Below are 25456 nucleotides of genomic sequence, written 5' to 3' on the forward strand. Positions count from 1 at the left end.
CACAGGCTTCAAGCGTTACGAACTCTTTCTCTTTTTCAAAAAGCTTTTCGGTTCCACAAGTATGCAACATCATGGCCGGTTCATTCGTCATCTGGAATAAGAATATCCAGCAGCCCGATGCGGAGGGAGGAAAACACTATGAGAGGATTCATTATGAGACGACGATACCGGACACTGGCTGTCTGCATGCTCACGATTATGGTTGCGGGGTTCGTATTAACGGCTTGCTCCGTGTCTGGAGCCGGGGCCGGTGAGGATCAAGTGCAGGTAAGCTCCACTCACAATCCCACGGGTGAGGAGGTGCTCAAGCTCAATCCTGAAGCTGATATCTTCATGTTCGGGGATTTGATCTATATCCAAGCCGATCCATCAAGCTGGGTTCAGGAATTAAAGTATGAGGATCAAAGTAAGGTCGGGGAAATTACAGCTGTATACAATAAGCAAGACAGCTTCATTAATGGCATGTCTACGAAGCTGCCTGTCAAAACTGAGATTTACGCTCCTTCGCCCCGCCAAGGAGGAGAAGTTCTTATCATTGAGCTGGACGGTAAGCAGTACCGCTATTTGGCACTTATCGAAGGGTAAAGGGCGCATAAGCTCTTTAAAATCGCGTGTGAACACAGCAAAGCCGTTGTTCCACTGCTCTAGCGGCATGATGACAGTGGAACATCAGGTACTCTTACTCCATCGGATAGAGGCCTTAGACAAAAATCCCCCTTCCGGCTGGTACATCAGGCGTTCACCAGCGGGAAGGGGGATTACGATTATCCTGCTACCCGTTCACAGCCGCGAACTGGCTGTTGTACAGATTGGCGTAGTACCCGCCGCGTTCCAGCAGCTGCTCATGACTGCCGCTCTCGACTACATCCCCGTCCTTCATGTAGAGGATCATATCGGCCTCGCGGATCGTCGACAGACGATGGGCGATCACGAAGCTCGTTCTGCCTTCCATCATCTTCAGAAACGCCGCCTGGATCCGGATCTCCGTCAGCGTATCGATGCTGCTCGTCGCTTCATCGAGAATCAGCATCGGCGGATCAACCAGCATAACCCGAGCGATCGTCAGGAGCTGCTTCTGCCCCTGGGACAGGCTTTCGCCGGAGCCGCTGATCACCGTATCATAGCCCTGCGGCAGCCGCTTGATAAAGCTGTGGGCGTTAGCCGCCTTAGCGGCAGCGATGACCTCCTCCTGGCTGGCATTCGGCTTCCCGTAAGCAATATTATCGCGAATCGTCCCGCCGAACAGCCAGGTATCCTGCAGCACCATCCCGAAAGTGTGGCGCAAGCTGTCTCGGGTCATATCGTTAATATTCAAGCCGTCTATTGCGATCTCGCCGGCATCAACATCATAGAAACGCATTAACAAATTCACCAGCGTCGTCTTGCCAGCACCGGTCTGTCCCACGATTGCAACCCGCGTACCCGGTTCAACAACGAGATTCAAATCGGTAATCAGCGGCCGATCAGGCTGATAGGCGAACTTCACATGACGGAACGCAATCGTCCCCTGCTTCGCCGGAATATGAACAGCATCGGCAGCATCCGGTGATTCCTCCGCTTCATCAAGCACCTGGAAGATACGCTGCGCCGAGGCGGTAGCGGATTGCAGCTGCGTAATGACGCCGGTAATCTCGTTAAACGGCTTAGCGAACAGATTGGCATAGATCAGGAAGCTGGACAGTCCCCCGATCGATATCCTGGACATGATGACCATAATACTCCCGATTAAGGCGATGATGGAGAAGGTCACATTGTTTACCAAACGGGTAGATGGGTTCGACAGAGAACTGACGAATTGCGATTTTACACCGGTATGGTACAATTCATCATTTCGCGCTGTAAACTCCGCAAAAGAGTGATCTTCATAACGGAAGGCCTGGACCACCTTCTGCCCGCCGATCATCTCCTCGACATAGCCGTTCAGCCCGCCCAATATGCGGGCCTGATCACGAAATAGCTGCTGGGAGCGCATCGTAATGAACCGTGCAACGAAGAAGGTCGCTGGTGCCGATAGCAGCACGACGAGGGTCATAAGCGAATTCGTATACAGCATGAGCGCGATCGCCCCGATGATGGTAACAACGCCGGTTAATAGTGTGGAGAAGCCTTGCAGCAATCCATCCGATATGGCATCCATATCGTTGACGAACCGGCTGATGCTATCCCCTTGCGGATGATTATCATGATATTTCAGCGGCAAAACGTTCAGCCTGTCGAACATCTCGCTGCGCAGATCATTTACCGTTTGATAAGCAAGCCGGTTCGTAAGATAGGTCAGCAGCCAGCCAAATAGGCTTCCGATGAGGTACACCAGACCCAGCTGCGTCAGCAGTCTGAATATGTCCGCGAACTCAACAGCCCCCTTGCCGACCATATGGTCGATTGTAATCCCGATCATATACGGGCCGATCAAGCTGGACGCTACGCTGATAATCGCACTAATGAAGGCCCAGATGGCATAGCTCTTATATTTTCCCGTATAAGTCAGCAGTCTTCCCCATGTTTGCTTCATGTTCATTGTTGTCCTGCCTCCTCATTAGAGAACTGTGAGCGGCAAATCTCCTGATAGACACTGCAATCTCGCTTCAGTTCAGCATCGGTGCCAATGCCGGCGATCCGCCCGTCTTCGATGACGATGATCTTATCCGCCTGCTGTACGGTGCTAACCCGCTGCGAGGCGAGGAATACCGTCATTCCCTGACTGTTCTCCCGGATCGACCTTCTTAACGCCGCATCTGTGGCAAAATCGAGCGCACTCGAAGAATCATCCAGGATGAGAATATCGGGATTGGCGACAATTGCCCGGGCAATCGTTAAGCGCTGCTTCTGCCCGCCTGACAGATTAAGCCCGCCTCTGGACACCGGAGTATTGTAGCCTTCCGGCATTTTCGAGATAAATTCATCGGCCTGTGCAATGACCGCTGCTCGCTTAACCTCTTCATCTACAGCTAATTCGTTGCCCCAGCGGATGTTGTCAGCAATCGTTCCTGTGAAGAGCAGCGCCTTCTGCGGAACGATCCCGATCTTGCCGCGCAGCTCATGCAGGCTGTAATCCTTTACATCGACCCCATTAACTAGGATTCGCCCGGAGGTAACGTCATAAAATCTCGGAATCAGGTTCACAAATGTAGATTTGCCTGAACCCGTCCCCCCGATAATCCCCACGGTCTCGCCGCGTCTTATCTCCAGCGATATATCTGTGAGAGCCGGATCCCCCGTTGCGCTATAACCGAAGATAACATGATCAAACACAACGGCAGGGCTATCCTTCTCCACTTCTATTTTTGCGGCAGCCTGTTTGCGCTCTTCAGGCGCAGGGTCAGCAATGGAAGGAACGCTGTCCAGCACCTCATTGATCCGGGCCGCCGAGGAAGCTGCCTTGGTGAATAAAATAATCAGGTTTGATACGACGATCAAAGCAAGCAAAATTTGCGTGACATAGTTAATAAAGGCGATAATCTCGCCGGAAGATAATGTTCCCGCATTGATGTGGATACCGCCGATCCATAGAATAGCGATAATCGCCCCGTTGACAACCACCGTTGTTACCGGACTAAGCAGCGCAGACACACGCCCTACCCGGATCGCAGTGGCCGTAATATCGTCGGAGGCCTCGCGGAATCTCGCCTTTTCGGCCTGTCTTTTTGCAAACGCACGGATGACGCGAACCCCGGTCAGATTCTCGCTCAATACTAGGGCGATTCTGTCCAGCTTCTTCTGGTATAACCGATACATCGGTGCGGTCTTGGTAATAATCAAATAGAGAAGAATTGCAAATACAGGTGTTGCTGCAAGCAGTACAAGCGACAGTCTAAAATCAAGCAGCATCGACATGATGATGGCCCCAATGCAGATGAACGGAGCGCGAATCACAAGCCGAATCAGCATCGCTACCGCGATTTGCAGCTGATTGACATCATTGGTGATACGGTTGATCAGTGATGGTGTCCCAAAGCGGTCAATCTCAGCATAAGACAGCGTTGATACATGCCGGAACAGCGTATTACGCAGCGTTGTCCCGAAGCCCTGTGATGCCCGGGCCGCATAATATTGACAGATCAGCGAGCTGCCAAAGCCGAGGATCGACATCACAACCATTAAGCCGCCCATCTTCCATACATAAGCGATATCATTTCTGCCAATCCCATGGTTCACAATCAGAGCCACAATCGTCGGCAGAAGCAGCTCGAGAATAGCCTCCACCAGTTTAAAGAAGGGCCCTAAAATGCTTTCCTTCTTATAAGGTTTTAAATATGCAGCGAGTCTAAACAAAGTACCATCCCCATCATGACTGTTATAAAGGCCGCTTGGATCTAGACAAACCGGCCATTCTCAACTTCGATTACTAATTAAATTTCATACAATACAAAGCGTTTGACGAAATTGATTTACCGGATATGATTATGACATAACATCTTCCATATTAATAATATTTGATTTATATCTAATCTATATGAAATTAATATGCCAATACAAAAGGAGAATCTTATGGACATCAGGCAGTTGAAATATTTTCTGACGATTGCGGAGGAAGGCCAGATTACCTCGGCCGCCAAAAAGCTGCAAATGGCCCAACCCCCGCTTAGCCAGCAGCTTAAGCTGTTGGAGGAGGAGCTTGGCGTGAAGCTCGTTGAGCGCGGTCCGCGGAGTATCCGGCTTACGGACGCCGGGGAGATTCTGCGCCGCAGAGCGCAGCAAATTGTGGATTTAACAGATTCGACGTCCAGAGAGGTCAGTGATTTTGCCAAAGGATTAAAAGGCACATTGACGATCGGTACAGTGTCCTCCTCAGGAGCAACGTTATTAAAGGATAGATTATCCGAATTTCACAAAACTTACACCGGGATCAAATTCGAAATTCACGAGGGCAACACGTTCAGGGTCATTGAATTGCTGCAGAGTGGAGTCATTGAACTGGGGATCGTCAGAACTCCTTTTCATAATGCGGGGATAGGTTACAAATATGCCGAGAGCGAGCCGATGATCGCCGTGATGCCCCCGGAGCTGGATTGGAGCGGCGAACGGGATACCATCCAGATCCATGAACTCCGCGAGCGCCCTCTGATCATTTACCGTCGATTCGAACAGTTGATTCGCGAAACATGCCAGAAATCGGGCTTTGATCCAAACCTTTTTTGCAAAAATGATGATGCCCGGACCACCCTGCTATGGGCCAATGCCGGCCTCGGTATCGGAATTATCCCGAAATCCGCGTTCGAGCTGGCGAACCACAGCAATCTGATCTATAAGGTAATCGACAATCCCTCCCTCCAGACCCGGGTCGCAGCGATCTGGATCAAGGATCGTTACATGTCCTCTCTGGCCAGAAAGTTCCTGGAGAGCTTCAGTAAGGAATAAGCAAAAAAGGAGTGAGTTGGGTATTCACCGTTCACTCCTTTGAATTATGACCATAGAAGATTCTGTTTTTTCCTCTCAAACAAGGCTCTGACATCATTGAACCATAGCTTGCCGCTTCCGCCAAAAATCAACGTATTTGATCTTTTGTGCTTAAATCCCTTGTTTACTTCCACATCCCCAAACGAGTCCATTTTGTACTCTAGCGTTAGATTATTATCAGATATTAACTCAATCCGCAATTCAAAGGAATCACTCGAATAATTTTTTATCGGACCTGTGTGAGGAAATAATTTGATCGCTGTTCTACTTTCCAGGAGCCGGATTACTTCAGCGATCTCTTCTTCGTCCGTGGTTCTAATTTGTTGAAGCGTTGCCCCTATACCGGGCTTGTTTTCAAAAAGTCCTATAACTACTCCCTTTACATGCTCATGTTTATAGAAACTTATTGTATACATATACCCAGTATATAAAACATAACTCAGCAGTCCGAAAAGGAGTAAACCTATCAATATTATGCTTTTTTTCTTACTCAATACGATGTTTCCTCCACAGAATCAAGTCTCAAAATGAATTCCTGCTCTATCTCACGCAAGCTAAACCGCACGGTCGCCCCGTTGGCCGTGCCAACATACAGTTCGTCTCCCGAGCTGTTGATTGTTCCGTTGCGCGATTCCAGCTCACGCAGCTCTGCGTAGCCCATCAGCATATTTTCCATTCGTCCCAGCAGTTCTCCGCTCTGTCGATCGATAACGATCAGGTTCGGGCCATACGGGAGAAGCAAGTAATCGTTCATCACCATATACCCGCCTCCGGCAAAATAGGACATATTCTCTGTCTCGGCGGTGATGTGGTTCATTTGCCAGATCGGTTTACCATCATCAAGCCTTACCGCCGCAGGAATCCCGTCAGCCAAAAGATATAATGCATCCCCGGCGATGGTTCCCTTGGAAGCTCGCCCCTTCATCGTCCATAGCTCCCGCCCTCGCTCCGCATCATACAGGGCTGATTCATACTGCTCCTCGCTCCGGTTAATGCCGGTATGATCGGCGGTCTTCATCGGGCGTTGCACAAGCAAATAACGCTGATCGATCAGCTCGATGCGTTCATTAGCAGTCAAGGCATAATCGGCCAAGCTGTTCCCCGTCTGCAAATCCAACAGCATCCAGTGATCACCAAGCAGCATCCAACGACTGGACGAAGGCGGCTCAAACGGATTAATCCTTGGTCCACCCGGATAGTAGGCATCGTAGCTCGCGTAGTCAGACTGCGGCCCCTGGAGCTCAACCGCCCACTTCACCCGCCCGGAATTCGGATCATAACTGTTCAAGGCATTCTGATCGCGAACCAGTACATAGGGATCCTGACTACCTGCATTGAATATTTGTGCCTCTGCAGGGACTTCACGCTTCCATTTCAGCTTGCCCGTGGTATTGTCAAAGACAGATAGCTGCGCGGGTTGATCCTTCTCCCCCGCATCCGGAGTCTCCAGCATAATTACGCTGTTTTGCGCCAGTCCCATTCCAGCTCTAACCCCTGAGTCCCCCGACTTTTTCTCCCATAGAACCTTGCCATCGGATAAACGAATCTGCCGCAATCGGTTCTCATATTGCTTCGCCTCCGGGTTGTAATCCGTCAGGATCGTGACCAGTTCCCCGGCTGCTTCCGCCTGCAAAATTCCAAACCCGGCCTCTACCTGCCACAGCTTTTTGCCATCCGCCCGGGTGACTGCATATATATTAGAACTCTGATGCATTCCGCTAAAACCGCCGTCATCTCCCTTGATTAACAATATGTCCGGCGTAGCCGCCAGCAGGTAAGCAAAATCCAAATCCCCCTGCTGTCTCCATAACGGATCTGCCTGCAACGTCTCCGGCATAGGCGTATTCATAAAATGATATGAATAACGATAGTCTTCCCCAGTGTAGATGCTCCTGCTCTCATTTGCCCCAGGAATGATCCAACCGATCCTCTCCAGCATGCCTTCCTGAGAGAAAGTCACTAAGAATTGCCCATCAGGCCGTTCGTAACGCCAGGTCTTCCCGAGCTGCATCGGCTTTCCAGTCTCCTGCTGCAAATTCCCTGAAGTCTCTATAAATTGCGGTGCGCCCAGCAGCTTCTTCACATCTGAACTGTCTGTGCCGGGAACCAGCAGCCAGCTGGCTATATTTCTGAACATATCCGTCGATATCTTGGAGCCAGGGGCAAAGCTTCCCGGTGGCAGCGGAGCTTCACTCGCTATATCCTGCTTCTGAATCCACAGTAGAACCGGCTGATAGATTTCTCCATCCTGCTGCCATGGCTCGGGATTCACGAGTACAGCAACCCAGCTCTTCCATTGGGCTGCAGCAACCCATTCAGCATCACCTGCCGCTTGGCTTTGGCTATCCCATGTGATCGAACTGTTCGGGGTTAACGCCAGCTTGGCCTTGCCGCTTAGAGTAATCCGCCTCAGCTCTCCAAGCTGTACTACCTGACCTGCATCCTTTGTCCAATACCAGAGCGGGGTCCAAACCTCACCCCGATCATCGGAATGAATTTTAAGCAGCTCGCCCTTCATATCACGGACTTTAAATCGCTCTCCCTTCTGCCCGTAATATGAGGCGTTTAATTTATGAATGTCGCTCTTGGCGGTCAGCTGCTTTGGAAAAAGAGGAACCCGTTGCTGTGCCTCCAGGGAATCCCCCTTTTTCGGAAGTACAGTACTAGAGAAGTCAGTTGCGGCAAACGTGGTATGACCAGCTTCAGCCCCCAGAGCAGCATCTAGCGGAGAAAGTATTAACACCGTGCATAAACTCAGCCCAGCAGCCATTTTGCTTAACGATAACATCGCCTCAGCTCCCTTATGAACCATGATCAGATTATGCGCTTAGTTATTACCGAATAGAGTGATTTATTTCATTAGACGAGGGACATTCGGAAAAGTTCTGGAATGATATGCAACAGAATAACAAAAAGCCCTCAGCTCCCTGTGTTTAGGAAAACCGAAGGCTTATTGTCATTGCGATCATTTTCTGCAATTATCCCTTTTTGAGGGCGATTGAGAATACCACTGTCTTGGCTGAGTTATCAACCAGAACATTGACGGTATAATCTCCGAGATCAGCCTGCTTGGAAGCTAATGATCTGCCCGCTTCAACCTCGGCGCAAATGGCATCGAACCAGCGATTGAAGGCAATCGCGTCATAAGAGAACAACTGATTGGCGAAGAGCTGGATGGGCTCCTTGTTTCGCGCCAGGGTGCCTTCGCGCAGCCGCACCGTAATTCCATACGTATTGTAGGCCGGGTCGAGCCAGATCGCCGCCTCTTCGGTAGCAGCCTTCGCGCTTGTAGCCCCCAATGCTGTGCTCTCTTGCACCGCTTTCTTCTCTTTCTCATCCTTGAACAGGCGCAGCGTCGTATCAAACAGATCATAATTGGTTCCGCGCAGCTGCCCCGCCTGCTTTAACGTATCGTAAGCATCCCACATCTTCTTGTCCGGGAAAGCAACGATTTTCTGTCCGCCCCCGTTCGTAGGCACAAGCCGTTGCAGCATATCGACCCGTGGAAGCACGGGAATACGCTTTGCTTTATCAGTCAGGCGATTTAAGATCACCAGAGACTCAGCGCGGGTGACATAACGGCCTACGCCAAATTTACCATCCGGATATCCCTCCATGATTCCTTTGATCAAGGACTCCGCAATGAATTTCTGCTCTCGATCAGTAGCGCTGGTTAAATCCCCATAACCTTGTGCAACTGAACGGCTGAACTGTTCATCCTCCAGAAACTCGGTTTCCTGTAAAGTGTAGAACAATACTTCCGCTACATTTTCACGGGTCATATTCGCTTGAAAATCGCTGTACCGGCCTTTATTTAGAAAATTCAGATCACTTGCCACATCTATGTAAGGCTTAGCCCAATACCCGGTCATCGCAGGCTTGAAATCGAAATATCGGTAATCCTGCTTCAGGATCGTCCGATTCTCCTCCGAGAGGGAGTCAAGGAAGGAGCTCTTCCAGGTTCGCTCCAGATTGGGATGCTGCTCACTGTAAGACATTATTAACATTTTGATGAACTGATCGACCTTCACCGGCTCGTTCGGGCGGAAGCTTCCGTCCGGGTAACCGTCCAGAATGCCTTGCTGTACCATAGCCTCGATCTCTTGTCTCGCCCAATGCCCTTTGATGTCTTTGAATACCGGCTCCTTCGCTTCTACGGGTACCGCACCCGCCTTGGCTTGGGATACCCCGGCAAATAGTCCGACGATCAAGCTGAGAGATAGGAGGATACGCACACCTCTTGGCTTGATTAAATGAATTCTCATAGATATGCCCCCTGAATAATATAATACAAGCTGCATGACAGCAAAATCTTGCACCATTATTCAGAAAACCACAATTCCGGACAATTGTGAATAGGCCGTACGGGCCGCCAAAAACCGTTACAAATGTTCGAAAAATGTCGCTTGATGGACAACGCCGGCGGTCGACTTTGCAACTTTATACCGATACCGCAAGGTATTTGGGATTATAACTTAGTACCTAGACGAGAGTTGTAGGTATAGAATCGTTTTATTTTTAAGGTTCACACGCTATAATATAGGGTAATCCTATTGATTTACTAGTATCCGATGGAGAGGAAGAGAGACATGACTCATATATCTATTAAATTATCGCAGAGCACCGCTATCTTGCTGGAGCATGCCCGCAGAGCAGGAATGTCTGACCAGGCGATCCTGGCTGCAGTCGAAGCCAAGGATGTTGCTGCCTTTCGGCAAATCGAAGATGAACGCTTCAAGTATGAGCACTTCATCAGCTATGCCGAAGAGCATGGAGAGAGACTGGCCGAAGCTATTAAGGAAGGATATCGTCTGACCTTCAATACCCGCAACGGGCTAAAAAGCTGGCTGGAGCAAGCCTTTGGCCTGCAAGGCGGTCAGGATTTTGAGGTAGGCGAGGGCATCATCGAGAAATTGCAACTCACCGAGCAGCAAGCTGAACTGGTTCATCAGCGCTTGGCTGTGAACTGGACTGTGGCTGAAACCAAGGAAGCTCCTGACGGCAAGGAATTGACGCTGAAGCTGCGTGCGCCGGAGGTCCGTATTTGAGATCAATCTAACGGTTTCTGGTTACAAGGTGCAAGGACATCCATATGTTAGCGTTAGAATTGATGATTAAAAATGGCGAAAAGATAGTAAGCCAGACTATCTTTTCGCCATTTTGCTTAATTATTGAGATATTGGAAGATAGGCTATTCCATCGATCATCAGCAGGCAATCCGAATCAATAAACTCAGTCGTTGAGGTCATTCTGGCTGGAAATCGATCTGTCTCAAAGTAGTCAAAAAAGACCTTTTCCATTTCGGGCAAATCCTTTATGTTCTTTAGATATACTTGGACCTTTACGACACTATCCAATGATGCATTGCATTGTAGCAGTGTCTTCTTCAGATGTTCAAAGGTGTCATGAATCTGCTTCGTAAACGTCTCGCCAAACCCTCTATGCAACCCTAAGAATATGTAATCCCCGGCCACAACTGCTGATGAATAACTGAAAGGTGTGGAAACTCGATTTATCATCGCTAACATCCTCCTTATTCCATCATATTTAAGTCACTATAAATTATAGAACATACGTTCTATAATAGCAATAATTAATTTCTATGAAATCCGTTCAGATTCAACCGATCATAATATAGCCACTTGCTGCTATTTAGTACTGCATTGTCGACTTTGTCAATATAATCTAAAAATAGGTATTACAATGGCTTCTTCTATTTTCAGGAGAGGAAGATGAGCATATGCCGATACGTCCGCCAATATTACAGAAGGGAGATACCGTTGGCATCGTTACTTTAGGCAGCCCGTTAGCTGCAAACATAATTGATGAACGGATCGAATTTTTGAAGGCAATGGGGCTTAATGTCCGATTGGGTCAATACGTATATGCACAAGATGGTTTTCTAGCCGGTACAGACGAGCAGCGAGCCTCCGATTTAATGATGATGTTTCAGGACGAGCAGGTTAGAATGATTCTGCCCACCAGAGGTGGTACAGGTGTGGCCGGAATTCTTCCGTACCTGGACTATAATGTGATTCAGAACCATCCCAAAATCATTACAGGCTATAGTGACATCACGGTATTATTAAACGTACTGTATGAAATTGTAGATTTAATAACCTTCCATAGTCTGCTGCTTATTGACTTCAATTCCGGCACACCTAACTACAATTTCGACCAATTTTTCTCGGCGACATCCCTTTACTCATTAACCAGACCGATCCTGAATCCGCCGGGAATGCCGCTGATTAGCCGGGTACCCGGCAATGTGACGGGGCCGTTAGTGGGCGGTAATCTGACATCTTTTGTGGATACCTTAGGCACCCCATACGAAATCGATACACGAGGAAAAATCCTCGTTCTTGAAGAAACCCATGAACCTACCAATACCGTCTACAGATACTTAAATCATTTGAAGCTGGCTGGAAAATTCCATGATTGCATCGGCATTGTTATGGGGGAATGCACGGGCTGCCAAGCAGCATATGGCAAGTCCTATGAGGATATAATTGAAGAATTCATAGTACCTCTCGGCAAGCCCCTAATAACAAATCTGGCTACGGGCCATGGTGTCTATAAAGCGGCTTTGCCAATTGGCGCAACGGTGAATCTCGATTCAATCAATAGTTCGATAACTGTGCTTGAACCTACCGTCAGTATATAACGTTTGCGGGCATCCTTCGGGGAATCCGTGATTTGGAATGAATTTGTCCGATTTAATACTATCTTTACTCTGAAGTTACCCCCATGGTTTCATTGTCCTGTGTAGTACCATCGCTTCCTAGAGCTTGAATATAGATACGGTCATGAAATGCCCGGCTACCAAAATTCCAGGTCAAAGACCAGCCGTTATCCTCCTCTATATCATAGCCAATAAGTTCCCTTTCCCCCCAGGTCTCTGTGCCAGCAGGAGCAATCCAAAATAGAACCGTTTCAATGTTTTTAGCCTTTACATGAATCGTCATTGTTGTGGCATCTTCTGGTACAACCCACCAACCTGCGTTCTTCGTTAGATCCGTGGTTACTTCCAGAATCTCAGCCTTTCCATTCGTATTCTGAGGTCTTACGGATTCTGTTAGACGATTATTGCACGCTGTCAGTAGAACAACAACTAAAAAACATATACTGATGCTCGCTCTCATCATTTTCCTCCATCATATCTAGATACTTTTAATCGACTCACAATCCTAAACTATAATCATTAACAGAAAAGAGAATGTATCCTATATGATAAATATACCAAACAAAGTAGGATAAATATCCGCTTCCGTGCTTTTCCTGGAAATTTCTCCAATCTCGGCAAAAGACTTCTCCTCAGCACCCGTAATATCAGTAATTCATCCGCGCTTAAAGCTGTTATAGCAGATGCCAAAGGCTCCCCGAATAAACGGTTTGTCATCGTCTGCTCCGCACTTTCCGCAATCGCCTCTTGGTGGAACCAACTCTGGAATTTACGCTGGAGACTGCGTTTACGAAGCAGATTCAAACAATGGTAGTGCGCAATCTTGTATAGCCAGGATGAGAAGCTGCCCGTTGGATTATACTTGTCTATTTTTTCATAAGCTTTAACCAGAATGTCCGGAACAGCACCCTCCGCCTCCTGCCGATTCCCTAACATACGACTGCAATATCGATAAATCGGAGCCTGGAACGTCTCAACGATATGTACATATTTATTCGCTTCGCCCGCTTTAACTTGCATTACGCATTCCTCAACAAACTCCATCAAGCCATCCTCCTCTCTACCTACGTGTAACACTTAAGGAGCGGTAAAAGGGACATTGGATTTCAGATTATAAATAGAAAAACAGTTCTCTTTCTGAGAACTGTCCTTGTCCAGCAGATATTTCAGTTATGTATTAACAACATTTAATAATAAAATCCCTCTTCCAAAAGAAGCCCTATAATGGTTCCGATTAGAAACATACCTATCCCATAGACAATGCCCCAGCCACTGGTTCCACCTTTTTCGTAAATCAAACTGCGACGGAGCTCATAATCCCCGTGTAGAGCCAGGATATGATCAATCTCTTTTTGAGCCTTCTGATAGTATAGTTTGTTGCCTAATGTTCCGCATAAAATATAAATTCCAATATAGGCTCCCTTAAGTGGAAGGCCTAATAATAGTTCAATGAAGACCAGCCCAACTAAGATGGCTGTATAGATCGCGCACTCGGCATACATTTTCCGATACCCCGCCCAAAACGGAAAGAAAAGAAAAGATGCCCAGTTCCACTTTGAATTTTTAATCCATTTTTCTACATATCTATCACTATGGGAATATAACCATAACCATTCTGCTTCAGGTGTATCATAAGGATTGGATTGTGGATGTTGCCATGCTGGGGTTTGATACGCTTGTTGCTGGTAAACTTGTTGTGGATAGGCCTGTTGCGAATATGCTTGCTGTTGGTAGGCTTGCGGCTGTTCATAAGCTTGCTGCTGATACCCAGGCTGCTGATAATCCCTTTGTTGATATCCCGGTTGATGATGCGGTTTTTGACAATCCTCCGGTTGCTGATATGGTCGCTGTTGATCCCCCGGTTGAGGATCGTCCGGTCGCTGATATGGTTGTTGCCGATACGATTGTTGTTGATAATCTTGTTGTGGAAATGATTGCTCTTGAAAAATCTGCTGCTCATGATCGTGCTGCTGGTATGCCTCCCGCTGTGGTATCAGCTTCTGCTGTTCCCGCTGCTCGTACACTTGCCCTTGGGCATCCAGCTGCTCTGCCTGTTCCACTATAGGTCTCCCACAGTTTGTACAGAAGCGAGCGGTCGCACTTATACTTTGTCCGCATGAAGAACAATATCTTACTTCCAAACAATCCTCACCATCCTCCACCCATATTACCACTACCGTTCGTCATTTCACGTTTTTCACATATAAACCTTATGAATTTAGGGGCTATCTATAGGTAATATTCTACTACAACCATGGAATAATTTAACGAATAAATAATTTAACCAAACTGAAACACTATTTAAGCAATAGGAAGACAAGCAATCCCCCGATCACGACCAAAGTCGTTAGGATCCTTGTCAGGAAGCTTCCTCTTGTCAGAGCTTCTAAATCACCGCTCACCGAGCGGTTTATCGAATCAGCCATATTGATGGTTGGATTTTTCTTGTAATCTTCGAGCTTCTGTTGTTCTAGTTTATCTCGGTGATTCATGGATTGGCCTCCGATCCGGGTAAAAATAATAGTACTGAGAGGAAAATTAGCATTAAAAGACCGATTTATTCAATCTGCGTAGCTACTACTTGCCCATTGGGTTCACATATGTGAGGGGAATTCTATTATTCTTTCTACTTGATAATTATAGTTCTTACACCAGTTTTATTCCATTCATTATGGTATAATTTGAGAGTACAGTATACGGCTGTAAGGGTGGTCGGCTAGTCTCCCAGGAGGGAGGTGATGCCCATGGAGGTTAAAGATGCGCTTTCCTTAATGTTCATGTTCGGCATGTTCATTCTGGCACTGCTCACCTACATGAAAAAGAAATAGACCGCCCTGCCTAAGGAAACGGTCTATTTCGATCAGCACTTAGCGGCCGACTGCTCTTTATGCAGTTATTGTACACTGGAGTCGTGTTACAGCACGGCTCCTTACTTATTCTTACCTTATTATAGCTCATTTTATAACGCTTTTACAGGGGATTTTTTGAGTGGGTCTATACCTTCTCCCCCTTATCACCTGTCAGTCTTTCCTTGGTATCCGTTGCACTTCCTTCCAGACGCTTCACAAAAGTTTTTCTCCAGTTTGCCGAGAGCTCATCCACTTCAAGGATCTTCTTAATCCCTTCGGTGTCATTCTTATCCCGGTGCATGATCTGGTTAGCGTAGGCAAGAGTAACCCCCATCGGATGGCAGCTCGTTCTAATCAGACTATCCGCCTTCGATACTAGCCCTTCTTGCAGCACCCGGAAATAAAAGCCAGTATAACCGGTCTCCTGCACCTTCAGCGGCATGTCGGGTGCCCCATATCTTACAGACAATTTAAAGCATGGCTGCCTGGGCTGACTCACCTGCACAACCGCTTCCCCAAGCTGAAAAATATCGCCGATACAAACCCCCGTCTCCAACAATCCTTGCGTCGTCAAATTCTCCCCAAAGGCGCTGTATTCCAGCTTTTGATTTAGTTCATTCTCCCAATAGGGATAATGTTCATAGGGGTAAACACAGACTGCCTTATCTCGGCCTCCGTGATGAACAAGATCCGCCTGACCATCACCCTCGAAATTGACCGAGGTCAAGAACAGAGTCTTATCGCTGGGCGTCTTGAAAATACCTGTGGAAAGTTCTCTGTTGTTATATTGAATCTGTGTAGGTTTACCTATGTTGATGGATATGATTTTGGCATTCATTTTGGGGGTCACCTCCGTTGTGGGATTGGGAACGAGATAAATGATTGTCTTTCTATTATATACCAGGTTTCTAAATTCAGTCGCTTGTCCGAAGCTCAAACTTTGGACACCCTCCCATCACCCCACTTATAATGAGACCAACCTTTGTATTTGGGGTTATCAATTATTAACCAGTTTCGAAATTCAATGGCATCATTTTTTGCGTAATCTACCGTCGGAATACCAAATTGATAATTCTCAACAGCTACTATTACTACATAAGCCTAGAACACTTTTCTTTTTCCAAGGCGCACATCTTCAGAAGCTGGTGCATAGTAGCGTGCTTTAAATCGGCATATTAAGCCAGTTTCGCTCTATTTGATTTATTCGCGATGAAGTCCATTTTAACAATAAAGTTTAATCGCAAATCATAATTCGCAGGATCAAACAAACGATTAATATAATTTTGATACTCCTTAAGTAATGACTCGTAGAACAATATAATATTTACTCTTATTCCATTATCAACTTCTGATACAAGTGGTAAATAGCTATCAGTTGTCAATTGCGATCCATTTTTAGTTTGAGCCTGATGCAAAATCCCACATCTGATATCATCATAAAAAACCCCAGCAACTCTATCATTAAAGGAATGTTTAAAGTACTCAGATCTAGTAAAAAATCTCCTAAATGCTAACTTCGATATTCCCCGATATCTCCTTCCACTGATTAATTCTTTTGATTCATCAATACCATTGTGAAATTGATATAAAGTCTCGATTAATAAACACATAATCGCCGTTGCGGAAAAAGCATTTGTAAATTCATTCAGTCCTAAAATGCTTTCTATTGAATTCAAAAAACGCCCCTTGATTCTATCATCAAAAATATCAATTGCTTTTTCCCAAACTCGATCTTTACTATAATGGGTCAAATGTAAATTAATATATTCCTCTTTACTAAAATTATTTGATATAAATATTTTATCATCTTGGTACATAGCTATCCCCTTCCTTTTCTGAAAATTATCTAACATTATTGCATGTACGAACCTCTGTAAGGCTAAGTCCAAACTTAGCCTTACAGAGCTGTTCACAAGTTATTTAGATCTCTATTTTAATCTATTAAGGACGTAACAGAGCGTAGCCCCCAGCATGAATACACTATTATCTGAAATTATTGTCATCGTTGAGACTCTTGCATCTTTTGAAATTGCTTTTGTATTTGTATCCTTAATAAGGATATCCAAAGTCAAAATAAAATCTTTCATGAAGCATTTGAACGGTTCTTCTTTTATAATTGGAATAACATAATGTTTATCGCCTTCAACCGTCGGATGTAAAATTAATCAACACAATTTGAGATAGTCAAATTGTATTATAAGCCTATTGTAATATAAAATTGGAATTAATTGTCGAACAATACTCCTCATATTTCAACAAAAAAACTTCCACTAAATATTAATAGTAGAAGCTTCTATAAGATATTCGAGTCACATCTATATCCAATTCTACTAAGCACTGTGCTGATTAAGCTATCCGAGTTTTACAACGTAAATATTAATTATATTTTAGGTCAAACAAATATCTCCAAGCGATACAACGGTAAGTGAAAGCGGATTTTCAATAGAATCCTGTGTCTCCAATAAATTGTTGACACAGGATTTTTGATTTTACGAGAAAATTGATAGCTTCCCATTCCTCCCGGAAAGAAGTAACTATCACATAGAATCCGCCTTACATAAACAAAAAATGCTGGCAGATTTGCCAGCATTTTTGCTATTCCATCCCTTTTGCTGCCTGTCACTCCCTCAGCAGCAGGCAAACAGTAGAAAAGATTCATGGAGAATCCGTTACGGAAACGATACGCTTCTGATTCCCAAGCCGATCTGAAATCGGCGAGCTCCATGCTTTCTACATCCGGTGCGATAGATCTTCCAACGCTTCGCCGGATAAATGTCCCTCTCCGGCCCGTTTTCTTGCGCCTCCGGGAGGCGCAAGAAAACGGGCCGCATTGCGGAGAACCCGGTGGATTTCCGGTTGATCATAGATAGGAAACTCCTCATGGCCGGGTGTAAAACCGAAAATTTTGCCGCGTCCTCGCTCAAACAACGTCCCGCTGCGGCAAACGTCCCCGCCTTCCCACCAGGCAATAAAGAGCAGCTTGTTCGGCTCGGGGATTAGCATCGGCTCTCCGTACATCTCATCCTGCGGGATTTCAATAAAATCTTCAAGCCCTTCACAAATGGGATGCCCGGGCGCAACGATCCACAGCCGTTCCCTCTCCCCTTTGGGCATGGTGCGAAAACGTCCCCATTCCCCCGCTTCATATTCAATCCCCAGCAGGCGCTGCCACGGCTTGGAGAAACTGGCCGAATGCAGAGCGACAAAACCCATGCCATCCCTGACAACCCGCCTGCAAACCTCGTCCGCCACCGCATCGTCCAGCAAGTTGTTATCAAGATGACTCCACCAGATGAGCACATCCGTATGCTCCAGCACTTCCTTCGTAAGCCCGTGACTAGGCATATCTTGCGTGGCAATGGTCAAGCGAAAGCTTGGCTCTTCGGCAAAAGCCGCAGCGATCGCGGCGTGCATCCCGTTCGGATATACGCTTTTGACCGGTTCAAATCGATCCTGGTGATGCTCGCAGAATATAGTAACCCGAATCTCGTTCACTAGTTTTCCTCCCCATGCTGTTTGGACAACTCTTTCTATGAAACTTCATTAGCAACTATACGCTCCTCTGCAACTCGCTCATTTGCTCTGTTCACAACCAGAACAATAATGCCTGTCACAGCCTGCGCCTCACTATTCTTCTTGTTCGATTAATCTTAATAGGCCCGCCAGTCGAACAGAACGCAACTTGCCCTACTTTGCAACTCGTCTTTGCCGATTTCCCGATAGACCCGGCCGCAGTCGGAAGGGTCCTTCATCAAAGCGATATGATCCGTGCGCAGCTTGCCTTCGGCAATCCATTGCAGCGACTTTTCCAGGCAGCGGTAATGGCTACCCGGCAAAAAATCGCCCGATTTTCGCGGCAGGCTCCACTCCCAACCGGAATGGACGTGCAGGAAGCCGTAAAAGATTTTAAACAGCAGGCTGTGCCCGTCCTCCTCAGTTGTTTTCCGCCAGGGAACACCCACAAGAAACAGATGGCCTCCATGCCGCAGCTCCTCTGCGCAGGCATAAATGGCTGATTCCTCTCCGCTACAGTCAAAAGCAGCGCCAAACTTGCCCTTCAGTTCCTGCGGAACCTCTTCTATATCCCCTGCCGTCTGCAAAATACCGCTCAGCTGTGCGTTATCCCGGCGCCGCTGCACCGGGTCCACCGCCCATACGTCATAGCCGAAGTTTTGCAGCACCTGGGTGCACATCAGCCCAACCAATCCCAGTCCGGTGACCAATACAGGCTCCATAGGGCGGACTGGCATTTGTAAAATCGAACTTAGCGAGACGGCGGGAAACCGGCAGAAAACTGCTTTTTCCGGAGAAAGTCCCGGCGAAATCGGCACAACGTCCTCCTCCTGAACCCGGTTATACAATTGATGGGGAGTACCCGCAAACAACAAATCCCCTTTGCGCACCTTTGTCACGCCCTCTCCAACTTCCAACGCTTCCAGAACAGCCGCGTAGCCAGTCACCTGCGGATAGACCATGTTGTCGTTATAATCCATGTATCCACCACGCTCAGAGCCGGTCGAGATCATTGAAACCACTGTTTTTCCCAATATTTCACCCGAGAGCAAGGGCCGGTCCCCAAATTCTTCAGAAATAAACCGGGCCTCCTGCTTCCGAATAAATCGTACGCAGTGGTTCATTAATTCTCCCATTCCGGCGCCCCCTCCACTTCCTGAATAAATTCGATCTCCTCCCCGTCAAACCCGATAACATAGGCAAAATACATATAAACGGGCCGCGGCTTGGCCTCCAAAATATCGGCAAAAGTAGGCGCAAGCTTGGGCTTGCCCCCGGCTTCGATGGCCCGCTGGTAGCTGGCCTCGATATCATCCGTGCGCAGCGCCACATGCAGCCAACGGCCGCAGGCCGGCGTATCTTCCGCTCCGCCTTCGAACACCTCAATGCAGGAGCCATCCCCCATATCCATCATATAAACCCGTTTGTCTCTTCCCCAAATATGCTTAATCGTAAAACCAAGGCCCTCCTGGTAAAATCTCACCGTATCCTCAAAATGATAGGAAGTCATTCCTATATGATGCAGGCTCGGCAAACTCCGGTTTTGCTGCTGCATAAGTAATCATCCTTTCACGGCTCCGGCCACGGAGTTGATGTAATTTTTCTGAAAAAATACAAACACAATAATGATCGGTACAATCGAGATAATCGTCGCCGCGGCAATATAACCGAATTGGAAATTGAACGTCCCTCCGAGATAGTTCAGTGCGGCAGCGATCGGATATTTGTCCGGGTTCAGCACGATAATCGGCCACAGGAAATTATTCCATTTATTAATAAAATCAAAAATGATGACCGTGGAAATGGCGGGCAGAATTTGCGGTGCCATGATTTTATACCAGATCTTAAATTCCGACGCGCCATCGATCCGCGAAGCCTCCATCACCTCGGTCGAAACGGAAAAATAAGCCTGTCGGAACAAAATAATGCTGAACACGGCCACCGAGCCCGGCAGGATCACAGCCCAGTAGCTGCCCATCAGCCCAAGGCTCCCCACCGTGATATAGTTAACAATTAGCCCGGCCGCAGCGGGGAGTATTTGCGTCGCCAGCAAAGCGCCAGTGATAACCTTTTTTCCGTAAAAATCAAATTTCGCAAGAGGATACGCACAAAGCGAAGCCAACACGACATCCAGCAAAATACCGAGAGCCGTCATCACAAACGTGTTCCAGATATAGATGGGCAGGTCCAAAAACTGCACAACGCCTACGTAATTAGCAAAGGTCGGATGCCTTGGGAACAAGGACATCTCATAAATATTTTCGTTTCCTTTAAACGAGGTGCTGAGCATCCAGAGAAAAGGGCCTGCGCAAAGGACCGCCACCAGGATCAGAATGAGATACAACAAAATTTTTTGGACGATGCTCTTGCCGCTGCGGTGTCTGCCAGCGGAATAGCCAACTGTGGAACTGCCCCTGTTATTCGCCATAACTCATTCCCCCTTTTCTGCCATAGAAGAAAATAACCAAGCTGAACGCTGTCGTAACTACACTCATGATCAAACCGGCAGCCGCGGAATATCCAAATTCAAACGTTCCAAAAGCTTTGTTATACGTATACAAATTCATGACCATCGTGGCTTTGTCGGGCCCGCCTTTAGTCATCGCGAACACGATATCGAACACGCCTAAAGCCGATAGTACGCTGAACAGGGTGCAAAACCAGATATACGGCTTAAGCAACGGCAGCGTCACGCGGAAGAATACCGTAACTTTGCCCGCTCCGTCGATCATTGCCGCTTCCTGCATTTCCTCCGGTACCGATTGCAGCCCGGCCAGGTAAAGCATCATGTAATAACCAAGCCCCTGCCAAATCGTTACGAACATCAGTGAAACAAGCGCGTAACGGGTATCCGCCAGGAAATATATTGGCTGGCTGATAATGCCGTTGCTGAGCAGCACGCTGTTGATAATGCCATCCGGGTTGAAAATAAAACTCCACATAATGGAGATCGCAATCATCGAAGTCACAACCGGAATGTAAAACAACACCCGGAAAAACGTGATACCCCTCAGCTTTGCATTAACGACAACGGCAAGCAAAATGGACAGAATCTGCAAAACAGGCACGCAGGCTACAAATAAAGCTGAGTTCTTCATCGCCGTCCAGAATTCCGAATCAGCAAAGGCACGTTTGAAATTATCCAGACCAACAAAGCTGGTGTCACCAATAGCCGAGTAGTCGGTAAAGGCCAGCGGTATGCTGTATACAATCGGGTAAAACACAAACAACACCAATAGGATCAAAGCCGGCGCCATGAAGGCATAAGCCATCAGGCTGCTTCTCATTTTTTTGCTAAGCTTTCTGCGTTTGCCCGCAATCACACCGACGCCCGGCTCCTTAACAGCGGCACCCATACCCGCCATATCATTCATCTCCTCTGTCTAAAAAAGAGTCCCGGCAGAAGGACTGCCTTAGCCTGCCGCCGGGTGTTCGTGATGGCTGCTTATTTCAGAAGCTCGTTAACCTTCGCTTCCGTTTCGTTCAGAACGGTTTTCGGATCCTTGTTCGCCTGCATGATCGATTCGAACATACCGTTGACCGTAGACACAACTTCGCTTTCTTTTTCTACGCCAAGGCCAAGGTCAAAGCTTACTGCGGTGGCTTTGGCGGCTTCAGCGCGAGCCTGTCCTTCCAGGCTTTCTGTATCGGAGGTAAAGAAGGAATCCTCTGCTGCGGCTTTGGTTGTAGGCATAATAGCCGCCAATTTGTCAAAAGCCAGCTGATTCTCATCGTTAGACAGAAAGTTTGCAAACAATATCGCCTCTTCATGATGTTTGGAAGCCTTCGGAATAGCCAAGCTTTGCAGCGCGCCCTGGGCAATACCGGCCGTGCCGAGCAGAGGAGCAGCTACATTGGTCTTGCTGACGGAATCCGGGGCTTCGTTTTGAATCCGGGTTACGGTTTGCGCGCCCAAGCTGATTTGCACCAGCTTATCCTGTGCGTATAGCTTGATCATGTTATCCCAGTTGTTCCAATCTGTTCTTGGCATCCAGCCTTCCTTGACACCTTGCTGCAGACGTGTCAATAGCTCTACCGCTTCCGGAGTATTGAATGCTGCCGACGTTTTGTCCTCGTTCAGAATTTGAATGCCGTTGCTGTACAACACCTGGCACATTTCGTTAGGAAAGTACAGGTAAGCTCCCGTTTTATCCTTTACGGTCTTGGCCATCTCTAACATTTCGTTGTAATCAACCGGAGGATGGTCAAACCCTGCTTTTGTTAGCAATTCCGTATTGTATGTCGTGATTGGAGGGGTTACGTACCAAGGGAAACCGTACAATGATCCGCCAACTTCGTTGGATTTGCTCAGGCTTTCCTGGTAAATGGATAGCTGTTCTGGCGTCGCTTCCTGTTTTAGATCAACAAGCGCTCCTTTGCCAGCCATGCCAAGCAGCAGGGTGGTCCAGACGTTCACGACATCCGGCGCTTTGCTGCCGGCGATTTGGGCAACCAGCTTTTGCTGCATTGCGTCGTAAGGCAAATCGGTCCATTTTACGGTAATCCAGTCGTACTGCGATTCAAAATCCTTAATGACACCGTTTACATAATCAGTAAAGGTTGGCTGCAAAGATAAGGTCCAGAACTCCAGCGAAACCGGATCGTGTTTCTCCGGTACCGAGGAATCCGTTGGTTCCGAAGCATTGGACGAATTGGAAGCGTTCGCCGAATCGGAAGCTCCGCCGGAGCCGGAATTCGAACCGCCGCAGGTTGTCAACGCCAAACAAAGAACAAAAACCAGAATAGATGCCACCGCTTTTTTAACCATTTAAAATCCCCCCTGTTAAAAGTAAACATCGGACATCTCCGAAATGTTTTAAACTAAGGCGTGTCAAACAGATGCTTTTCAAGCTCGTGCAAATCCTGCTGCGCGACGGTAAATTTGCTTCCTCGTCCGGAGGCTTCGTTTTCGATCGCCAAATAGCGGCAGCCTCCAGCGCGGCACGCCTGTAAAATCGACGGCCAATCATTCAAATCACTGGCGACAGATATTCCAGCCTCGACCCCGGAAAACGAACTGAAAGGCTTGCAATGAATGGTTTCCAACCTTCCTGCCGCCTGCTTTAAGGCAAGGACCGGGTCTGCTCCGCCCTCCAAACAATTCCCGGTGTCCAGCTCCAGAAAAATCGACGGCTTTGTGGCTCTCAGCAAAATATCCCACGGCGTCACACCATCAAAGCTGTCTTCAAATTCATGAGCATGGGTATGGTAGCCAAGCCTCATGCCTTCCGCTTCCAGCACGCCGGCAATCCGGTTCATCTCGCCGGCGTGCTGCTCCCAAACGGCAGCGCTGTTCTCTTCGGCCGTATGGGCGACATTCCAAGGACCACCAAGGCAAGGGATAACAATATTGGCATTGCCAAGCTCCTTGTGATAGCGGATTGTCTCCCCGATGGTGTCCGGCTGGAGCAGCCTCCATTCCACATGCCAGCCACAAATATCCAGCTCGCACTTCGCCAGCAGCTCTTTCAGTTTAGCTGCGGGCCACAACGTTTCTCCGTAAAATTCCACGGTGTTATAACCCATTTTCCGCAAAGTATGGAGCGTATGCTCCAGGTCTTGCTGTAGCTCGTCGTAAACGGTGTATAATGCAAGCGCAATATTCACAGTTACTCCCCCCGATTTTGTTCGGTAAGCCAGCGAATGGCGTTTGTGGTCAGCTTCAGCATTTCCGGGTCGTTCTGCATCTCCGGCGTATGTCCCTGGCTGATCCCGGCCACGCGCCCCTGCCCGTAGTCATGGCACCAGACGCTTGCCGAAGTGAGATGAACGGAGGTGGCGCAAGCGAGGAGCCGGGTCCGGGTTACGTCCACTTGGCAAAAGTAATGTTCGTCGTTTTGCCGGAATACACCGACGCCTTCGATGATCGGATGGGATACACCTAACAGCGGCGAGACGATTACATCGCTTTGCTCCGGGTGATGCACGAATCGGCCGGAGTTCAGTTCCCGGTAAAACGGACTGTCCCCGTCAATCAATACAAGTCCCGCATGGTAAAAAAGAATCCCCATCCCACCGCATACCTTATCCACAATTTGCCTCTGCTCCGCAAAGCTTAAATCCGTTTCGCCTTCCGGTCGGCCGTTTGTGAAAAATACAGTCAAATCCGGCGGCGTTGACAGCTCCAGTAAATCGCGGGCCCGCTCTGTCTTGCGAACATCCCATTTGTCCGGCGGAAACAGCTTTTCCACAGCGGTAATAAGCACTTCCTTGGGATGATAGTAATCGTTCCAAATAATAAGCGCACTTTTCATCTTTTTCGCCTCCTAAGCCTTTAGCCGATGGACAACTTTGGACGCCGCCGCCACATCCAGCAACACTTCGCAGTTCGGGTGAAGCTGCACCACCGATGCAGGAATATCCGCGTTTACGGGGCCAAACAAAGCCTGCTCGATGATATCGGCCTTATGCTGGCCCTTGGCTGCAAGCACCAGATGGCGGGTATGCATAATGTTCTTAATGCCAAGCGTCAGACCACCAAGCGGATAATCGGGTCCCACACCGGTTTCCCGCCGCACTCTGGCTTCGAAAATAGGGTCCATCGGCGATACCCAGGTTGTGCTTTCAAACGGGGTGCCCGGCTGATTGATTCCGATATGACCGTTGAAGCCGATGCCGAGCATTTGCAGATCCACACCGCCACGTACAGCCAGCCTTTGATCAAAAATTCGGCACTCCCGCTCAAAATCGTCCGACATCGTCGGCGGCATAATGAAATTCTCCTCGGGGATACCGAGGTGCTTGACAAGCTGTTCGTAGATCATCGTATAACAGCTGCCCGGGTAACTTCGATCCAGGTTCGTCAGCTCATCCACGTTAAAGATCGTCACTTTTGATACATCAAACGGGTATTGCCGGTAAATGTCAGAGACGATCTTGTGCATCCCCCCCGTTGTTTGCCCGGTGGACAAGCCGATCACGGCGTTCGGCTTTCTCAGCATTTGTCCGATAATCCGCCAGGCAGCGGCCGTGTCAAACGCCTGCTCGTCTTTCTCAATGGTGATTTTCATGAGGT

27 protein-coding genes and 1 pseudogene are annotated in these 25456 nt (G+C 47.9%); 5 read left to right on the forward strand and 23 right to left on the reverse strand.

The window, feature by feature from the left end:
- Positions 1 to 138 precede the first annotated feature (138 nt).
- On the forward strand, positions 139 to 585 hold the full coding sequence (locus BN1360_RS24515) for a hypothetical protein (protein ID WP_068782436.1): 447 nt from the start codon (positions 139 to 141) through the stop codon (positions 583 to 585).
- Between the two features lie 187 nt (positions 586 to 772).
- On the opposite strand, the gene BN1360_RS24520 is transcribed toward BN1360_RS24515, so the two are convergent.
- Complete coding sequence (locus BN1360_RS24520; protein ID WP_068782437.1) at positions 773 to 2518, reverse strand: ABC transporter ATP-binding protein; 1746 nt, start codon at positions 2516 to 2518, stop codon at positions 773 to 775.
- Positions 2515 to 4272 (reverse strand): ABC transporter ATP-binding protein, encoded by a 1758-nt coding sequence (locus tag BN1360_RS24525; protein ID WP_068782438.1) that lies wholly within the window; start codon positions 4270 to 4272, stop codon positions 2515 to 2517. The genes BN1360_RS24520 and BN1360_RS24525 overlap by 4 nt, the downstream gene beginning before the upstream one ends.
- Positions 4273 to 4488: 216 nt before the next feature.
- On the opposite strand from BN1360_RS24525, the gene BN1360_RS24530 reads away from it, so the two are divergent.
- On the forward strand, positions 4489 to 5358 hold the full coding sequence (locus tag BN1360_RS24530; RefSeq protein WP_068782439.1) for a LysR family transcriptional regulator: 870 nt from the start codon (positions 4489 to 4491) through the stop codon (positions 5356 to 5358).
- Between the two features lie 44 nt (positions 5359 to 5402).
- Here the strand turns inward: BN1360_RS24530 and BN1360_RS24535 are convergent, their stop codons facing one another.
- The 3 genes from BN1360_RS24535 to BN1360_RS24545 all read right to left on the reverse strand — a co-directional run bounded on the left by BN1360_RS24535 (position 5403) and on the right by BN1360_RS24545 (position 9662).
- Positions 5403 to 5891 (reverse strand): hypothetical protein, encoded by a 489-nt coding sequence (locus BN1360_RS24535; RefSeq protein WP_068782440.1) that lies wholly within the window; start codon positions 5889 to 5891, stop codon positions 5403 to 5405.
- A complete protein-coding gene (locus BN1360_RS24540) occupies positions 5888 to 8185 on the reverse strand; it encodes an outer membrane protein assembly factor BamB family protein (RefSeq protein WP_068782441.1) in 2298 nt (765 codons plus the stop codon). Before BN1360_RS24540 ends, BN1360_RS24535 begins: the two co-directional genes overlap by 4 nt.
- Positions 8186 to 8375: 190 nt before the next feature.
- Positions 8376 to 9662 carry an S-layer homology domain-containing protein gene (locus BN1360_RS24545; RefSeq protein ID WP_068782442.1) on the reverse strand — a complete coding sequence of 429 codons (1287 nt, stop codon included), beginning with the start codon at positions 9660 to 9662 and terminating at the stop codon, positions 8376 to 8378.
- A 324-nt stretch (positions 9663 to 9986) separates the two neighbouring features.
- Here BN1360_RS24545 and BN1360_RS24550 point away from each other — a divergent pair, with 324 nt between their 5' ends.
- Positions 9987 to 10445, forward strand: coding sequence for a hypothetical protein (locus BN1360_RS24550; protein ID WP_068782443.1), 459 nt, complete (start codon positions 9987 to 9989; stop codon positions 10443 to 10445).
- Positions 10446 to 10565: 120 nt separating this feature from the next.
- On the opposite strand, the gene BN1360_RS24555 is transcribed toward BN1360_RS24550, so the two are convergent.
- Entirely contained in the window at positions 10566 to 10916 is a 351-nt protein-coding gene (locus BN1360_RS24555) for a RidA family protein (protein WP_068782444.1), read from the reverse strand.
- A gap of 221 nt (positions 10917 to 11137) precedes the next feature.
- Here BN1360_RS24555 and BN1360_RS24560 point away from each other — a divergent pair, with 221 nt between their 5' ends.
- A complete protein-coding gene (locus BN1360_RS24560) occupies positions 11138 to 12061 on the forward strand; it encodes a S66 peptidase family protein (protein ID WP_068782445.1) in 924 nt (307 codons plus the stop codon).
- 64 nt (positions 12062 to 12125) lie between these two features.
- Here the strand turns inward: BN1360_RS24560 and BN1360_RS24565 are convergent, their stop codons facing one another.
- The 5 genes and pseudogenes from BN1360_RS24565 to BN1360_RS24580 all read right to left on the reverse strand — a co-directional run bounded on the left by BN1360_RS24565 (position 12126) and on the right by BN1360_RS24580 (position 14571).
- Positions 12126 to 12539: a hypothetical protein gene (locus BN1360_RS24565; RefSeq protein ID WP_068782446.1), complete on the reverse strand. Its 414-nt coding sequence runs from the start codon at positions 12537 to 12539 to the stop codon at positions 12126 to 12128.
- 59 nt (positions 12540 to 12598) lie between these two features.
- A complete protein-coding gene (locus tag BN1360_RS24570) occupies positions 12599 to 13123 on the reverse strand; it encodes an RNA polymerase sigma factor (protein ID WP_229521101.1) in 525 nt (174 codons plus the stop codon).
- Positions 13124 to 13266: 143 nt separating this feature from the next.
- Positions 13267 to 14139 carry a DUF2628 domain-containing protein gene (locus BN1360_RS24575; protein ID WP_068782447.1) on the reverse strand — a complete coding sequence of 291 codons (873 nt, stop codon included), beginning with the start codon at positions 14137 to 14139 and terminating at the stop codon, positions 13267 to 13269.
- 6 nt (positions 14140 to 14145) lie between these two features.
- Positions 14146 to 14253, reverse strand: a pseudogene (locus tag BN1360_RS26480) (zinc-ribbon domain-containing protein); the annotation flags it as partial.
- A 123-nt stretch (positions 14254 to 14376) separates the two neighbouring features.
- A complete protein-coding gene (locus BN1360_RS24580; protein ID WP_068782448.1) occupies positions 14377 to 14571 on the reverse strand; it encodes a hypothetical protein in 195 nt (64 codons plus the stop codon).
- Positions 14572 to 14823: 252 nt separating this feature from the next.
- Between BN1360_RS24580 and BN1360_RS26145 the strand changes: the two genes are divergently transcribed.
- Positions 14824 to 14907: a putative holin-like toxin gene (locus BN1360_RS26145; RefSeq protein WP_220687457.1), complete on the forward strand. Its 84-nt coding sequence runs from the start codon at positions 14824 to 14826 to the stop codon at positions 14905 to 14907.
- Between the two features lie 166 nt (positions 14908 to 15073).
- Here BN1360_RS26145 and BN1360_RS24585 read toward each other — a convergent pair whose 3' ends face one another.
- From BN1360_RS24585 to BN1360_RS24640, 12 genes are all read right to left on the reverse strand, one after another.
- Positions 15074 to 15766 carry an MOSC domain-containing protein gene (locus tag BN1360_RS24585; RefSeq protein ID WP_068782567.1) on the reverse strand — a complete coding sequence of 231 codons (693 nt, stop codon included), beginning with the start codon at positions 15764 to 15766 and terminating at the stop codon, positions 15074 to 15076.
- Positions 15767 to 16103: 337 nt separating this feature from the next.
- On the reverse strand, positions 16104 to 16745 hold the full coding sequence (locus BN1360_RS24590) for a hypothetical protein (protein WP_068782449.1): 642 nt from the start codon (positions 16743 to 16745) through the stop codon (positions 16104 to 16106).
- Positions 16746 to 17320: 575 nt separating this feature from the next.
- A complete protein-coding gene (locus BN1360_RS24595) occupies positions 17321 to 17653 on the reverse strand; it encodes a hypothetical protein (protein WP_068782450.1) in 333 nt (110 codons plus the stop codon).
- A 5-nt stretch (positions 17654 to 17658) separates the two neighbouring features.
- The gene (locus tag BN1360_RS24600; RefSeq protein WP_068782451.1) at positions 17659 to 18423 is read right to left on the reverse strand and encodes a ThuA domain-containing protein; all 765 of its coding nucleotides are present in this window, start codon (positions 18421 to 18423) and stop codon (positions 17659 to 17661) included.
- A gap of 155 nt (positions 18424 to 18578) precedes the next feature.
- On the reverse strand, positions 18579 to 19577 hold the full coding sequence (locus BN1360_RS24605; protein ID WP_068782452.1) for a zinc-binding dehydrogenase: 999 nt from the start codon (positions 19575 to 19577) through the stop codon (positions 18579 to 18581).
- The gene (locus tag BN1360_RS24610) at positions 19565 to 19996 is read right to left on the reverse strand and encodes a VOC family protein (RefSeq protein WP_068782453.1); all 432 of its coding nucleotides are present in this window, start codon (positions 19994 to 19996) and stop codon (positions 19565 to 19567) included. The genes BN1360_RS24605 and BN1360_RS24610 overlap by 13 nt, the downstream gene beginning before the upstream one ends.
- A 6-nt stretch (positions 19997 to 20002) precedes the next feature.
- Positions 20003 to 20869, reverse strand: coding sequence for a carbohydrate ABC transporter permease (locus BN1360_RS24615; protein ID WP_068782454.1), 867 nt, complete (start codon positions 20867 to 20869; stop codon positions 20003 to 20005).
- Positions 20859 to 21806, reverse strand: coding sequence for a carbohydrate ABC transporter permease (locus BN1360_RS24620; protein WP_229521102.1), 948 nt, complete (start codon positions 21804 to 21806; stop codon positions 20859 to 20861). Before BN1360_RS24620 ends, BN1360_RS24615 begins: the two co-directional genes overlap by 11 nt.
- A gap of 80 nt (positions 21807 to 21886) precedes the next feature.
- The gene (locus BN1360_RS24625) at positions 21887 to 23209 is read right to left on the reverse strand and encodes an ABC transporter substrate-binding protein (protein WP_068782455.1); all 1323 of its coding nucleotides are present in this window, start codon (positions 23207 to 23209) and stop codon (positions 21887 to 21889) included.
- Between the two features lie 53 nt (positions 23210 to 23262).
- Positions 23263 to 24048 (reverse strand): sugar phosphate isomerase/epimerase family protein, encoded by a 786-nt coding sequence (locus BN1360_RS24630; RefSeq protein WP_068782456.1) that lies wholly within the window; start codon positions 24046 to 24048, stop codon positions 23263 to 23265.
- 2 nt (positions 24049 to 24050) lie between these two features.
- Entirely contained in the window at positions 24051 to 24695 is a 645-nt protein-coding gene (locus BN1360_RS24635; RefSeq protein WP_068782457.1) for a ThuA domain-containing protein, read from the reverse strand.
- Positions 24696 to 24707: 12 nt separating this feature from the next.
- A complete protein-coding gene (locus tag BN1360_RS24640; protein ID WP_068782458.1) occupies positions 24708 to 25451 on the reverse strand; it encodes a 6-phosphogluconolactonase in 744 nt (247 codons plus the stop codon).
- Positions 25452 to 25456: the final 5 nt, after the last annotated feature.

Source organism: Paenibacillus sp. GM2 (assembly GCF_900069005.2).
Lineage (GTDB): Bacteria > Bacillota > Bacilli > Paenibacillales > Paenibacillaceae > Fontibacillus.

Excerpts from the sequence above, each read along its gene's own strand:
- BN1360_RS24530 (WP_068782439.1), top strand. The coding sequence starts at position 4,489 with ATGGACATCAGGCAGTTGAAATATTTTCTGACGATTGCGGAGGAAGGC.
- BN1360_RS26145 (WP_220687457.1), top strand. The coding sequence starts at position 14,824 with ATGGAGGTTAAAGATGCGCTTTCCTTAATGTTCATGTTCGGCATGTTC.
- BN1360_RS24560 (WP_068782445.1), top strand. The coding sequence starts at position 11,138 with ATGCCGATACGTCCGCCAATATTACAGAAGGGAGATACCGTTGGCATC.
- BN1360_RS24570 (WP_229521101.1), bottom strand. The coding sequence starts at position 13,123 with ATGGAGTTTGTTGAGGAATGCGTAATGCAAGTTAAAGCGGGCGAAGCG.
- BN1360_RS24515 (WP_068782436.1), top strand. The coding sequence starts at position 139 with ATGAGAGGATTCATTATGAGACGACGATACCGGACACTGGCTGTCTGC.
- BN1360_RS24520 (WP_068782437.1), bottom strand. The coding sequence starts at position 2,518 with ATGAACATGAAGCAAACATGGGGAAGACTGCTGACTTATACGGGAAAA.
- BN1360_RS24610 (WP_068782453.1), bottom strand. The coding sequence starts at position 19,996 with ATGCAGCAGCAAAACCGGAGTTTGCCGAGCCTGCATCATATAGGAATG.
- BN1360_RS24590 (WP_068782449.1), bottom strand. The coding sequence starts at position 16,745 with ATGTACCAAGATGATAAAATATTTATATCAAATAATTTTAGTAAAGAG.
- BN1360_RS24595 (WP_068782450.1), bottom strand. The coding sequence starts at position 17,653 with ATGGAGCTCGCCGATTTCAGATCGGCTTGGGAATCAGAAGCGTATCGT.
- BN1360_RS24565 (WP_068782446.1), bottom strand. The coding sequence starts at position 12,539 with ATGAGAGCGAGCATCAGTATATGTTTTTTAGTTGTTGTTCTACTGACA.
- BN1360_RS24545 (WP_068782442.1), bottom strand. The coding sequence starts at position 9,662 with ATGAGAATTCATTTAATCAAGCCAAGAGGTGTGCGTATCCTCCTATCT.
- BN1360_RS24580 (WP_068782448.1), bottom strand. The coding sequence starts at position 14,571 with ATGAATCACCGAGATAAACTAGAACAACAGAAGCTCGAAGATTACAAG.
- BN1360_RS24615 (WP_068782454.1), bottom strand. The coding sequence starts at position 20,869 with ATGGCGAATAACAGGGGCAGTTCCACAGTTGGCTATTCCGCTGGCAGA.
- BN1360_RS24620 (WP_229521102.1), bottom strand. The coding sequence starts at position 21,806 with ATGGCGGGTATGGGTGCCGCTGTTAAGGAGCCGGGCGTCGGTGTGATT.
- BN1360_RS24585 (WP_068782567.1), bottom strand. The coding sequence starts at position 15,766 with ATGAATGCCAAAATCATATCCATCAACATAGGTAAACCTACACAGATT.
- BN1360_RS24625 (WP_068782455.1), bottom strand. The coding sequence starts at position 23,209 with ATGGTTAAAAAAGCGGTGGCATCTATTCTGGTTTTTGTTCTTTGTTTG.
- BN1360_RS24605 (WP_068782452.1), bottom strand. The coding sequence starts at position 19,577 with ATGGGAGAATTAATGAACCACTGCGTACGATTTATTCGGAAGCAGGAG.
- BN1360_RS24555 (WP_068782444.1), bottom strand. The coding sequence starts at position 10,916 with ATGATAAATCGAGTTTCCACACCTTTCAGTTATTCATCAGCAGTTGTG.
- BN1360_RS24550 (WP_068782443.1), top strand. The coding sequence starts at position 9,987 with ATGACTCATATATCTATTAAATTATCGCAGAGCACCGCTATCTTGCTG.
- BN1360_RS24640 (WP_068782458.1), bottom strand. The coding sequence starts at position 25,451 with ATGAAAATCACCATTGAGAAAGACGAGCAGGCGTTTGACACGGCCGCT.
- BN1360_RS24540 (WP_068782441.1), bottom strand. The coding sequence starts at position 8,185 with ATGTTATCGTTAAGCAAAATGGCTGCTGGGCTGAGTTTATGCACGGTG.
- BN1360_RS24635 (WP_068782457.1), bottom strand. The coding sequence starts at position 24,695 with ATGAAAAGTGCGCTTATTATTTGGAACGATTACTATCATCCCAAGGAA.